Below are 12214 nucleotides of genomic sequence, written 5' to 3' on the forward strand. Positions count from 1 at the left end.
CATAGTAGGGAATATTAAATACAATTTAACTTTAAATAAAAAATTATGAATGATGCCCATTTACACCTGGTTGTAAACCATTTTCCAATTATTGGAACTATCCTTGGACTCGGAATTTTAATCGCAGGATTAGTGCTCAAGAACAAGTCTGTACAAAATACAGCTTATGTATTATTTGTCATTGCAGCTGTGTTTGGCTTTTTTAGCATGTCTACTGGCGAAGGAGCAGAGGAAATGGTGGAAGATTTCCCAGGAATAGGAAAAGCAATTATTCATGAACACGAAGAAATGGCTGAAAAATTAGCAATTGTATTATATGCGTTGGCAATTACATCATTGTTTGGCCTTTATTCTAATTTGAAAAACAAACCAAAAGCAAAGCTTGTTTCTTATATCGCGACAGTAGTTGCAATAATCGCCGTGTTTTTTGCACAACAAACGGGTACAACTGGAGGCGAAGTTCGTCACACTGAAATTAGAACTGATAGTACTGCTGTGGGTAGTAGTAAAGAGAAAATCAATCCAACAAATGAGGAGGAAAAGGAATAAAAAAATATTTTAACAAAAAAACTATATTAAGTTAAAGTATTAATTGCTTTTTAATTAAAAAAGCTTTTATATTTGCAGAGAAAAATAAAACACATGTTTACAAATCAATTGCATCATCATCATTTTCATTATTGCTCTCAAGCGATGTGTTAATGGTATGTGTGTAAATCATCATATTCTAAAAACCCGTTTGAGTACATCAAACGGGTTTTTTATTGCCCAATATTTGTACTCAATCAAAATATTTTAAACAAAAACAAAAAAAACAAAATGAGTACATTAAAAATTGCAATTCAAAAATCAGGACGTTTAAACGAAGACAGCATTCAAATTTTAAAAGATGCAGGTATTTCAATAGATAACGGAATCGACCAATTAAAAGCCGAAGCATCCAACTTCCCGTTAGAGGTTTTATATTTAAGAAACTCAGATATTCCTCAATATTTGATTGATGGAGTTGTAGATATTGCTATCGTTGGGGATAATCTATTAGTCGAAAAAGGTGGTGATATTGAAGTAATTCAAAAATTAGGTTTTTCAAAATGTAAAGTATCTGTTGCTGTCCCAAAAGCATTTGATTACAAATCTGTTCAAGATTTAAATGGTATGCGTATTGCGACTTCATACCCTAAAACAGTGCTTGATTTTTTTAATTCTAAAGGCGTAACAGTCGACATTCACCAAATTTCAGGTTCGGTAGAAATTGCTCCAAACATTGGTCTAGCTGATGCCATTGTTGATATTGTTTCCAGTGGTAGTACTTTATTCAAGAATAATCTAAAAGAGGTTGAAGTTATTTTTAAAAGTGAAGCGGTTTTAGCTGTTTCTCCAAAAGTAAGTCCTGAATCTCAAAAAATTATTGATACGTTAAAATTCAGAATCGAATCTGTTTTAAGAGCAAGAAAATCGAAGTACATTTTAATGAATGTACCAAATGACAAAATTGAGGCAGTTGGTAAAATTCTTCCTGTATTGCGAAGTTTGACGGTTTTGCCTTTGGCACAAGAAGGATGGAGCAGCGTTCACTCTGTAATCGACAAAGATACTTTTTGGGATGTTATTGATCAACTGAAAGAAGCTGGTGCCGAAGGAATTTTGGTTTGTCCAATTGAAAAAATGGTACTGTAAGAATTTTAAATTACAAGTTGTGAATTATGAGTTTAAGAACTGAATAATTCTATTTTTTAAATTTTGAATAAAATTAAAATGAATAAAATATACAATCCAAAAGCAGAATCTTGGTCCTCAATTTTAGAGCGTCCTACCAAAACTATTGATGATATTGAAGCCACTGTAAAAGAAATTTTTAGTGAAGTTCAAAAGAAAGGTGATGTTGCAGTTGCAAAATACACATCGCTTTTTGATGGAGCAAAAATCGATACCATCGAAGTTTCTAAAGCTGAAATTGATTTGGCAATTGCTTCCGTTTCCCCAGAGTTGAAAGAAGCAATCGAATTAGCCAAGTCTAATATTTCAAAATTCCATATTGCGCAAAAAACGGATAGAGTTGCTGTAGAAACAATTGAAGGAGTGAACTGCTGGCAGGAAAAAAGACCTATTCAAAAGATAGGGTTGTACATTCCTGGAGGAACTGCTCCATTATTTTCTACCGTTTTAATGCTTGCTGTTCCTGCGGAAATTGCGGGTTGCAATGAAATTGTTTTATGTTCGCCACCCGATAAAAAGGGAGTTGTAAATCCTGCGATTTTGTATGCTGCAAATTTATGTGGTGTGACAAAAATATTAAAAGTAGGAGGGATTCAAGCTATTGCAGGAATGACTTTTGGAACAGAAACGATTCCTAAAGTATATAAAATTTTTGGTCCCGGAAATCAATTTGTGACTGTGGCAAAACAATTAGCTACACAATTTGGTGTCGCAATCGATATGCCGGCTGGTCCATCGGAATTACTGATTGTTGCTGACGATACTGCAGTTCCGGCTTTTGTAGCTTCAGATTTGTTATCCCAAGCAGAACACGGAGCGGATAGTCAGGTAATTTTAGTTTCTACTTCCAAGAAATTAATTGATGCTGTAGAGACTGAAATTCAAATGCAAATGGAAGCTTTACCAAGAAAATCTATTGCAGAAAAAGCGATTGCGAATTCAAAATTGATTTTTATAGAAAACGATAAAATTGCCTTAGAATTAATCAATGAATACGGACCGGAACACTTTATTATTTGCTCAGAATTTGATGATTTTTATAGCAATGGTGTTCAAAACGCAGGTTCGGTATTCATAGGGAATTATACCCCTGAAAGTGCAGGTGATTATGCTTCCGGAACCAATCATACATTGCCAACAAATGGTTATGCAAAGAATTACAGCGGAGTAAATCTGGATAGTTTTACCAAAGCGATGACTTTTCAAAAAATAACTCAAAAAGGCATACAAAATATCGGTAAAGCCATCGAAATTATGGCAGAAGCTGAAGGATTACAAGCACACAAAAATGCAGTTACATTACGATTAAAAGCGATTGAAGATGGAAAATAATTTCGACATAAATAATTTGGTTAGAGAAAACGTTAAGGAAATGAAACCCTATTCTTCGGCTCGTGATGAATTTGAGGATTTTGATACGGCTGACATGATTTTTTTGGATGCCAATGAAAATCCATTTGAAAATGGTGTGAACAGGTATCCGGATCCACAACAATTGAGTGTGAAAGAAGTTTTGGCTAAACAAAGAAACGTCAAAACAAATCAAATTTTGCTAGGAAACGGAAGTGATGAAGTGTTGGATTTGTTATTCAGAGTTTTTTGCGAACCAAAAACGGACAATGTAGTTACTTTGCCACCAACCTATGGAATGTATGGCGTTTTAGCTAATATTAATGCTGTAGAAAACAAAGAAGTATTGCTTTCACAAGACTTTCAGCCGCAAATTGAAAAAATTATAGAAGCTGTTGATGAAAACACTAAAATCGTCTTTTTGTGTTCTCCAAATAACCCGACCGGGAACTCCTTTTCGGATGAAAGTATAGCGTATCTTTTGCAAAATTTCAAAGGATTAGTAGTGATTGATGAAGCCTATATTGACTTTTCAAAGAAAGATAGTTGGATCAATGAATTGGATGAATATCCAAATTTAGTTATTACCCAAACATTATCAAAGGCTTATGGTTTGGCAGGAATCAGATTGGGAATTTGTTATGCCTCTGCGGAAGTAATTTCGGTTTTAAATAAAATAAAACCACCTTATAATGTAAATGAATTGACTCAGAAAAGAGCTTTAGAACGGTTGGACAATCCGGAAAAAATAAAATCTGAAATTAACTCTATTATAACACAAAGAGAAGTATTACTTAAAGTATTACTTGATGTTAAATTTGTTGAAAAAATTTATCCAACCGAAGCTAATTTTATTTTGGTAAAAGTAGATGATGCTAATAAAAGATACGCTGAATTGATTGCAAAAGGAATTGTAATCCGGAACCGCACCACCCAACCATTATGCGATAATTGTTTGCGTTTTACTGTTGGAACTAAACAAGAAAATATGAAATTAATTGAGGTGTTAAAACAACTTTAAACCTTAAACTTTAAACTTTTTTTAATGAAAAAAATACTTTTTATAGACCGTGACGGAACCATGGTTTTAGAACCACATGATTACCAATTAGACAGCTTTGAAAAATTAGAATTCTATCCAAACGCTTTTCAATATCTTGGAAAAATAGCTAAAGAATTGGATTTTGAATTGGTAATGGTAACCAATCAAGATGGTTTGGGAACTGATTCTCACCCGGAAATTAACTTTTGGCCGGTTCACAATTTGATCATGAAAGCTTTTGAAAATGAAGGTGTTGTTTTCAAAGAAGTTTTAATTGACAAAACATTTCCACACGAAAATGTGCCAACTCGCAAACCTGGTACTGCTATGTTGACCAAATATCTTAATAATCCAGAATATGATTTAGAGAATTCATTCGTCATTGGAGACCGAATAACAGATGTAGAATTAGCCAAAAACTTAGGTTCAAAAGCGATTTTCATTAACAAAGATGAAGCTTTGGGAGGTGATGAAATATCGTCTAAAAGACACGAATTGGATTCGGTTATTGCCTTGCAAACTACTGATTGGAAAACCATTTACGAGTTTTTGAAATTAGAAGAACGCTCTGCAACCATTTCTAGAAAAACGAATGAAACGGATATTTTCATTAATTTAAATCTTGACGGAACAGGAAAAAGCAAAATTGAAACAGGTATTGCGTTCTTTGATCACATGCTAGACCAAATTGCACGTCACGGACAAATGGACTTGGAAATCCTTGTTAAAGGTGATTTAGAAGTCGATGAACACCACACAATTGAAGATACAGCGATTGCACTTGGAGAAGTTTTTGCGAAAGCATTAGGGAATAAATTGGGTATTGAACGTTATGGTTTTTGTTTGCCAATGGACGACTGTTTAGCACAAGTTGCGATTGATTTTGGAGGTAGAAACTGGTTAGTTTGGGAAACCGAATTCAAACGTGAAATGGTGGGTAAAATGCCTACGGAGATGTTTTATCATTTTTTCAAATCATTCTCGGACGGTGCTAAAGCTAACATCAACATCAAAGCAGAAGGAACGAACGAGCATCACAAGATTGAAGCCATTTTTAAAGCTTTTGCAAAAGCAATAAAAGTAGCCGTAAAACGTGATACGGAAAAGATGATTTTGCCAAGTACGAAGGGAATGTTGTAAAATTGTTTAAAGTTTAAAGTTTCAGGTTAACCCGAGCAACTTTAAACATTAAACTTGAAACAAAACTAAAATGAAAATAGTAATCATAAATTACGGCGCAGGAAATATTCAAAGCATAAAATTCGCTATTGAAAGGTTAGGTTTTGAGGCTGTTTTGAGTAACGATTGGACAGAAATTAAGGCTGCTGACCGGGTGATATTCCCAGGGGTTGGCGAAGCTAGTTTTGCAATGAAAATGCTTATTGACAGCGGTCTTGATGTGTTAATTCCAACCTTGAAACAACCCGTTTTGGGAATCTGTTTGGGTATGCAATTGATGTGCAACAAATCAGAGGAAGGGAATACCATAGGATTAGGAATTTTTGATGTTGATGTGATCAAATTCACGCCAAAAGTTAAAGTGCCACAGATGGGATGGAACCAAATTTACAATTTGAAATCGCCTTTATTTACTGGAATTAATGAAAATGAATTTATGTATTTAGTGCATAGTTTTTATGCTCCAAATTGTTCTGAAGCCATTGCTACAACGAATTATGAAGTTGAATATGCTTCAGCTTTGCAGAAAGATAATTTCTATGGAACACAATTTCACCCAGAAAAAAGTGGTGACGTTGGAGAACAAATTTTGGCAAATTTCTTAAAATTAAAGAATTGAAAAATTCAAAGATTGAAAAATTAGAGAGTCAAAAATTTCTTTAACTAACAATGTAAATCTTTAAATAATTCAATTTTTAAATCTTTAAATTATAAATAAATGAGAATAATACCCGCAATAGATATCATCGAAGGAAAATGTGTTCGTCTGTCAAAAGGCGATTACAATACTAAAATCATCTACAACGAGAATCCGCTGGAAGTAGCAAAATCATTTGAAGCACATGGAATAGAATATTTGCATTTGGTTGATTTAGACGGAGCCAAATCAAGCCAGATTGTGAATTATAAAATACTGGAGCAAATAGCTACTCAAACAAAATTGAAAATTGATTTTGGTGGTGGATTAAAATCGGATTCCGATTTGAAAATCGCTTTCGAAAGTGGTGCCAATCAAATTACCGGTGGAAGTATCGCCGTTAAAAATAGAGAGCTGTTTGAGAAATGGATTGCAGAATATGGTTCTGATAAAATCATTTTAGGAGCAGATGCTAACAATGAAAAAGTAGCAGTTTCAGGTTGGTTAGAAGATTCTAATGAAGACTTAATTCCTTTTATACAAAACTACCAAAGCAAAGGAATAAAGTATGTAATTTGTACGGATATTGCCAAAGACGGTATGCTGGAAGGACCCAGTTTTGATTTGTACGCTAAAATTTTGTCGGAAGCTAAAGGAATAAAATTGATCGCTTCAGGAGGAATTTCTACTTTTGATGAATTACCGAGGCTTGCTGAATTGGGTTGTGAAGGAACAATAATAGGAAAGGCAATTTACGAAGGACGAATATCATTGAAACAATTGAAAAACTATATTTTAAGTATGAATTATTAAGTATTAAATATGAGTGAAGACGTAATAAAAATCAAAAGTTTTTCTTTTGCCATTAGAATTGTTAATTTATATAGAATTTTAAATAGTAGAAGTGAATATGTAATGAGTAAACAAATTTTACGTTCAGGCACTTCTGTAGGCGCAAATATTAGAGAGGCTAAAAATGCAGAAAGCAAAGCTGATTTTATTCATAAAATGGGTATTTCTCAAAAAGAAGCTGACGAAACATTATATTGGCTTGAACTTTTACAAGCAACAAATTATATTTCAAATGAAGAATTTTTAAGTTTAAATAACGATGGTGTAGAAGTTTTAAAATTAATAAAAAGCATAATTATTACTTCTAAAAACAATATCAAAAAAAATTAATAATTCATCCTTACAATTTAATACTTAATTTAGATGTTAACAAAAAGAATTATTCCCTGTCTAGATATAAAAAACGGAAGAACAGTAAAAGGTGTAAATTTTGTAGATTTGCGTGACGCCGGCGATCCCGTAGAATTAGCCAAAATATATTCGGATGAAGGTGCTGATGAATTGGTTTTTTTGGATATTTCGGCAACGGAAGAAAGAAGAAAAACCTTAGTTGATTTGGTTCGTAAAGTCGCTTCAACTATTAATATTCCGTTCACTGTTGGCGGTGGAATTTCATCTGTAAAAGATGTTGAAATATTGTTGCAAAACGGTGCGGATAAGGTTTCGATTAATTCATCAGCAGTAAAAAATCCGCAGTTGATTAATGATTTGGCACAGAAATTTGGAAGTCAATGTGTAGTTGTTGCAATTGATGCCAAACAAATTGATGGTCAATGGATTGTTCATTTAGTTGGAGGAAAAGTGCCAACCGAATTGAATTTATTTGATTGGGCAAAGGAGGTCGAAGAACGTGGAGCAGGCGAGATCTTATTCACATCAATGGATAATGACGGAACTAAAAACGGATTTGCTAATGAAGCTTTGGCTAGACTTTCGGAATTAGTAAATATTCCCATAATTGCTTCCGGTGGTGCGGGAAACATACAGCATTTTGTAGATACTTTTTTAGATGGAAAAGCAGATGCAGCATTGGCCGCGAGCGTATTTCATTTTAAAGAAATTGAAATCAAGACATTAAAAACAGCCCTTAAAAATAACAATATCGAAGTACGTATTTAAGTAATAAGTTTTAAGTATGAATTATTAAGGTTAAACTACTTAATATTTTACAACTTAGTACTTACGACTTAATATTTACGACTTAATACTTAAAAATATGAACATAGATTTCTCAAAAAATACAGACGGATTAATTCCAGCCATAATTCAAGACAGCGAAACCAAAACGGTTTTGATGTTGGGCTTCATGAATGCTGAAGCATATCAAAAAACGGTTGATACTAAAAAAGTAACTTTTTATAGTCGCACCAAACAAAGACTTTGGACAAAAGGCGAGGAAAGCGGCAACTTTTTGAATCTGATTGACATTAAAAACGACTGCGATGATGATACGTTGTTGATTCAGGTGAAACCTGAAGGACCAACGTGTCACAAAGGAACTGATACTTGCTGGAATGGCGAAAATAAAGGAAAATATGGTTTTATTTCAGATTTAGAAGATACCATTCAACTTCGAAAAGAAAATGCGGATTCTGAGAAAAGTTATGTGGCTTCCTTATTTAAATTAGGCATAAACAAAATTGCCCAAAAAGTAGGCGAGGAAGCGATAGAAGTCGTAATCGAATCAAAAGATGACAATGATGATTTGTTTTTGAGCGAAAGTGCAGATTTGCTTTTTCATTACCTTATTTTATTGCAAGCCAAAGGTTTTAAATTAGATGATGTTGTTGAAGTTTTGAAAAGTCGCCAGAAGAAAAATTAATTTATTTTAATTTTCATTTAAAAAACCCAATAGGAAATTCATTTGCTATTGGGTTTTATTTTTTCTTTTATTTCCAATGGCAATCCACTATATTTACTATATATTTTGATAAATTTCATAAAACTTTGAAATTTATCTTTTTTTCAATTTGATAACGATAAAAATGAAAACAAATACAGTAACAAGCGTAGACAATTTTTCAGGCACTATTTTGATTCCGGTTTTCGAAACCTATGAAAAAAGTATTGTTCCTATAATTTATAATGAAGTAGAAGTAACATCAAAAGTTTTTTTTGGTAAAAAAGACACACATTATCTTGCTGAAAAAAATAACAATACATACGTTTTTATTGGCCTGGGAAAAACGATAGATTATAAAGCATTGAAGACTATTTTTCGTCGTATTTCTTCAAACCAAAAAGAAGGTTTTAGTTCTAATGTTGCTTTAATTATACCCCAACAATTCGATGATAATCAAGTAGAATCTATGATTTCAGGACTGCTTTTAGGAACGTATGATTTAGGTCATTTTAAGTCGGATAAAACGCTACATCCATTTCTTAATCCTGATTTTACCTTAAATTTAGTTTCTGAAAAGGATTATTTGGCTGCAGCCAACAAAGGAATCAAAATTGCCCGAGCACAATTAGCAACCCATCATTTAGTCGATTTGCCGCCTAACACGGTTAACCCAAAATACCTGGCGACCTGGGCTAAAGATACCGGTGAAAAATATGGATTTGAAGTAGAGGTTTTGGGTTATGAAGCTTCAAAAATAGTAGGTTTGGGAGCCTTTTTAGCAGTTGGAAAAGGAAGTGAAAACGAACCCCAATTTATAATTATGAATTACACCCCAAAAGAGGAAGTGGATTCTATGAAACATATTGGACTAGTTGGGAAGGGAATCACTTTTGATACTGGTGGTATAAATATAAAAACATCTGGGATGCTTCACATGAAGTGCGACATGGCAGGAGCCGGGGCAGTACTTGGCGCCATGCAATTGATTGCGGATTTGCAATTACCCGTTAAAGTTACCGCGATTGTCCCTTGCGCCGAAAATTCTGTTGATGCTAAATCCTTCTTGCCAAGTGAAGTAATTCACAGTTACAGCGGACATTCCATAGAAATAATCGATACTGATGCAGAAGGGCGACTTGTATTAGCCGATGGATTATCGTATTTAATCAAGAATTTTAAACCAGAATATATTGTTGATATAGCAACACTTACTGGAAGCAGTATTAGTACCTTTGGTTCTGAGTGTGGTGCTTTGTTTACGAATAATGAAGAAATAGCTAAGAAACTACAAGAAAACGGAGATGCAATTGGAGAGCGTTTGTGGCCATTACCGCTTTGGGAGGCTTATAAACAGGACATTGAAAGCGATATTGCCGATGTAAAAAATTTTAACGGAAAAACGGTAGCCGGAGCCATAAGCGCAGCCAAATTTTTGGAATTTTTTACTCAGAAACATACTGCTTGGGCACATTTAGATGTTGCCGGTGTGACATTTAATGAAGATGAATTTGCTAAAAGCAATCATGCAACTGGCTATGGTGTACACTTATTGACTAAATTCATTGAAAATTTATAGAGTATCAAAATTTTAATTAAAAAAGCGATTATTTCAAAAGGGATAATCGCTTTTTTATTAAAGTTTACTTAAACCTTTAACAGGTGGTTTTTTATATCTTCGCAAAAATAAAATTTTAAAACCTCAAGAATTCAATAGTATCCTCACATGAAAAAAATACTTCTATTTATTCGTCAAAGAAATAAATTTTGGACTTTTAAAATTTGATTTTAAAAAGAATAAATTAATTATGGAAATTCGTGGAAAAGAAAATAAATTGCTACAGAAACATGTTCAAACCTATCCTGAAAAATAACTTTTTTGGGATTATATTTCTTAAGTTATAAAGTTTATTTTTGTCTAAAATGAATTAATCATGAAAAAATATTTGAATTTTATTTGTTTCTCATTTCTTGTTTTTAATGGCGCAAATGCACAAGGTTTACTTAGAAAGCAAGAACAATCTTTTACACGACAAGATACTTTGCGTGGAAGCATCACAAAAGAAAGAGCCTGGTGGGACGTAAAAAACTATCATCTTGATATAAAAGTAAATCCTTTGGATAGCACAATTTCAGGTTCAAATACTATAAAATATCAAGTTGTTCAGGAATACAAAACTATGCAGATTGATTTGCAGAATCCAATGGAAATTTACAAAGTAGTTCAGGACGGCAAGGTTTTAAAATACAAAAGAGAAGGTAATGCTTTTTTTGTTGAATTGGTCGCTTCTCAAAAACCAGGACTCATAAAAGAGCTAACTGTATTTTATGGAGGAAAACCTAAGGTAGCAGTAAATCCGCCTTGGGATGGAGGAATAACCTGGAAAAAAGATAGTAATGGAAATCCATTTATAGCTTCTTCCTGTCAAGGATTAGGCGCCAGCGTCTGGTGGCCTAACAAAGATCACATGTATGATGAAGTGGACAATATGCTTATCAGCGTAAATGTTCCGAAAAACCTGGTCAATGTATCCAATGGACGTTTGAAAAGCGTAAAACAACTAAAAGATGGTACAAAAACATATAATTGGTACGTATCAAATCCCATCAATAATTATGGTGTAAATATAAACATAGGTGATTATGTATCTTTTTCGGAAAAATACAAAGGAGAAAAAGGAGATTTAGATTGTAGTTATTATGTGTTAAGAGAGAATTTAGCCAAGGCGAAAATACAATTTAAAGAAGTTCCGCGTATGTTAAAAGCTTTTGAGCATTGGTTTGGGCCGTATCCGTTTTATGAAGACAGTTATAAACTGGTAGAAGCACCTTACTTAGGGATGGAACATCAAAGTTGCGTAACGTATGGAAATGATTTCAAAAATGGATATAGAGGCAGAGATCTAAGCGGAACCGGTTGGGGAATGAAATTTGATTTCATCATTATTCATGAATCCGGACATGAGTGGTTTGCAAACAATATCACCTATAAAGATATTGCTGATATGTGGATTCATGAGAGTTTTACTAACTATTCAGAAAGTCTTTTTGTAGAATATTACTATGGTAAGGACGCTGGATTTGAATATGTAAGAGGAATAAGAAAAGGCATTCAAAATGACATTCCAATAATAGGTAAATATGGTGTTAATCAAGAAGGTTCTGGCGATATGTACAATAAAGGCGGTAATATGTTGCACACATTGCGCCAAATTGTAAATGACGATGCCAAATGGAGAACTATATTAAGAGGATTAAACAGTACTTTTTATCATCAAACGGTAACAACAGAACAAATTGAGGGTTATTTAAGTCAACAAGTTGGAATAGATTTAAACCCGTTTTTCAATCAGTATTTAAGAGATATTCGAATCCCAACATTAGAATATTATTTTAAGGATAACAAACTGGGGTATCGTTGGACTAATTGTGTTCCGGATTTTAATATGGCTGTAAAAGTGACTTTGAATGACAAAGAAGAATGGATCAAACCAAAAACGGAATGGAACACCATGTCTGTCACAGTTGAAAATCAAAAATTTGAAATAGATAAAAACTTTTATGTTGCTGGTTTTAATATAACGGAATAAAACCATCC

General features: G+C 33.3%; 12 protein-coding genes. All 12 read left to right on the forward strand.

Features of this window, described 5'->3' with window-relative positions; all coding sequences use genetic code 11:
* Positions 1 to 45 precede the first annotated feature (45 nt).
* The gene (locus BC952_RS09340) at positions 46 to 549 is read left to right on the forward strand and encodes a DUF2231 domain-containing protein (protein WP_121365352.1); all 504 of its coding nucleotides are present in this window, start codon (positions 46 to 48) and stop codon (positions 547 to 549) included.
* Between the two features lie 270 nt (positions 550 to 819).
* On the forward strand, positions 820 to 1677 hold the full coding sequence (gene hisG / locus BC952_RS09345) for an ATP phosphoribosyltransferase (protein ID WP_121365354.1): 858 nt from the start codon (positions 820 to 822) through the stop codon (positions 1675 to 1677).
* Positions 1678 to 1755: 78 nt separating this feature from the next.
* Positions 1756 to 3048, forward strand: coding sequence for a histidinol dehydrogenase (gene hisD / locus BC952_RS09350; protein WP_121365355.1), 1293 nt, complete (start codon positions 1756 to 1758; stop codon positions 3046 to 3048).
* Entirely contained in the window at positions 3038 to 4087 is a 1050-nt protein-coding gene (hisC, locus tag BC952_RS09355) for a histidinol-phosphate transaminase (protein ID WP_121365357.1), read from the forward strand. The genes hisD and hisC overlap by 11 nt, the downstream gene beginning before the upstream one ends.
* Before the next feature lie 24 nt (positions 4088 to 4111).
* On the forward strand, positions 4112 to 5248 hold the full coding sequence (gene hisB / locus BC952_RS09360; RefSeq protein WP_121365359.1) for a bifunctional histidinol-phosphatase/imidazoleglycerol-phosphate dehydratase HisB: 1137 nt from the start codon (positions 4112 to 4114) through the stop codon (positions 5246 to 5248).
* A 70-nt stretch (positions 5249 to 5318) separates the two neighbouring features.
* A complete protein-coding gene (gene hisH / locus BC952_RS09365; protein WP_121365360.1) occupies positions 5319 to 5906 on the forward strand; it encodes an imidazole glycerol phosphate synthase subunit HisH in 588 nt (195 codons plus the stop codon).
* Between the two features lie 99 nt (positions 5907 to 6005).
* The gene (gene hisA, locus BC952_RS09370) at positions 6006 to 6737 is read left to right on the forward strand and encodes a 1-(5-phosphoribosyl)-5-[(5-phosphoribosylamino)methylideneamino]imidazole-4-carboxamide isomerase (protein WP_121365362.1); all 732 of its coding nucleotides are present in this window, start codon (positions 6006 to 6008) and stop codon (positions 6735 to 6737) included.
* Positions 6738 to 6746: 9 nt separating this feature from the next.
* Positions 6747 to 7106 (forward strand): four helix bundle protein, encoded by a 360-nt coding sequence (locus BC952_RS09375; RefSeq protein WP_121365363.1) that lies wholly within the window; start codon positions 6747 to 6749, stop codon positions 7104 to 7106.
* Between the two features lie 33 nt (positions 7107 to 7139).
* Positions 7140 to 7895 (forward strand): imidazole glycerol phosphate synthase subunit HisF, encoded by a 756-nt coding sequence (gene hisF, locus BC952_RS09380; protein WP_121365365.1) that lies wholly within the window; start codon positions 7140 to 7142, stop codon positions 7893 to 7895.
* 97 nt (positions 7896 to 7992) lie between these two features.
* Positions 7993 to 8598, forward strand: a complete 606-nt coding sequence (gene hisIE, locus BC952_RS09385) for a bifunctional phosphoribosyl-AMP cyclohydrolase/phosphoribosyl-ATP diphosphatase HisIE (protein WP_121365367.1) — start codon at positions 7993 to 7995, stop codon at positions 8596 to 8598.
* Positions 8599 to 8761: 163 nt separating this feature from the next.
* Entirely contained in the window at positions 8762 to 10195 is a 1434-nt protein-coding gene (locus BC952_RS09390) for a leucyl aminopeptidase family protein (RefSeq protein WP_121365369.1), read from the forward strand.
* 355 nt (positions 10196 to 10550) lie between these two features.
* Entirely contained in the window at positions 10551 to 12206 is a 1656-nt protein-coding gene (locus tag BC952_RS09395) for a M1 family metallopeptidase (protein WP_121365371.1), read from the forward strand.
* Positions 12207 to 12214 lie beyond the last annotated feature (8 nt).

It is taken from the genome of Flavobacterium limicola, from assembly GCF_003634755.1.
GTDB lineage: Bacteria > Bacteroidota > Bacteroidia > Flavobacteriales > Flavobacteriaceae > Flavobacterium > Flavobacterium limicola.

Excerpts from the sequence above, each read along its gene's own strand:
- hisG (WP_121365354.1), top strand. The coding sequence starts at position 820 with ATGAGTACATTAAAAATTGCAATTCAAAAATCAGGACGTTTAAACGAA.
- hisC (WP_121365357.1), top strand. The coding sequence starts at position 3,038 with ATGGAAAATAATTTCGACATAAATAATTTGGTTAGAGAAAACGTTAAG.
- hisIE (WP_121365367.1), top strand. The coding sequence starts at position 7,993 with ATGAACATAGATTTCTCAAAAAATACAGACGGATTAATTCCAGCCATA.
- BC952_RS09375 (WP_121365363.1), top strand. The coding sequence starts at position 6,747 with ATGAGTGAAGACGTAATAAAAATCAAAAGTTTTTCTTTTGCCATTAGA.
- hisD (WP_121365355.1), top strand. The coding sequence starts at position 1,756 with ATGAATAAAATATACAATCCAAAAGCAGAATCTTGGTCCTCAATTTTA.
- hisF (WP_121365365.1), top strand. The coding sequence starts at position 7,140 with ATGTTAACAAAAAGAATTATTCCCTGTCTAGATATAAAAAACGGAAGA.
- BC952_RS09390 (WP_121365369.1), top strand. The coding sequence starts at position 8,762 with ATGAAAACAAATACAGTAACAAGCGTAGACAATTTTTCAGGCACTATT.
- hisA (WP_121365362.1), top strand. The coding sequence starts at position 6,006 with ATGAGAATAATACCCGCAATAGATATCATCGAAGGAAAATGTGTTCGT.
- hisH (WP_121365360.1), top strand. The coding sequence starts at position 5,319 with ATGAAAATAGTAATCATAAATTACGGCGCAGGAAATATTCAAAGCATA.
- BC952_RS09395 (WP_121365371.1), top strand. The coding sequence starts at position 10,551 with ATGAAAAAATATTTGAATTTTATTTGTTTCTCATTTCTTGTTTTTAAT.
- BC952_RS09340 (WP_121365352.1), top strand. The coding sequence starts at position 46 with ATGAATGATGCCCATTTACACCTGGTTGTAAACCATTTTCCAATTATT.
- hisB (WP_121365359.1), top strand. The coding sequence starts at position 4,112 with ATGAAAAAAATACTTTTTATAGACCGTGACGGAACCATGGTTTTAGAA.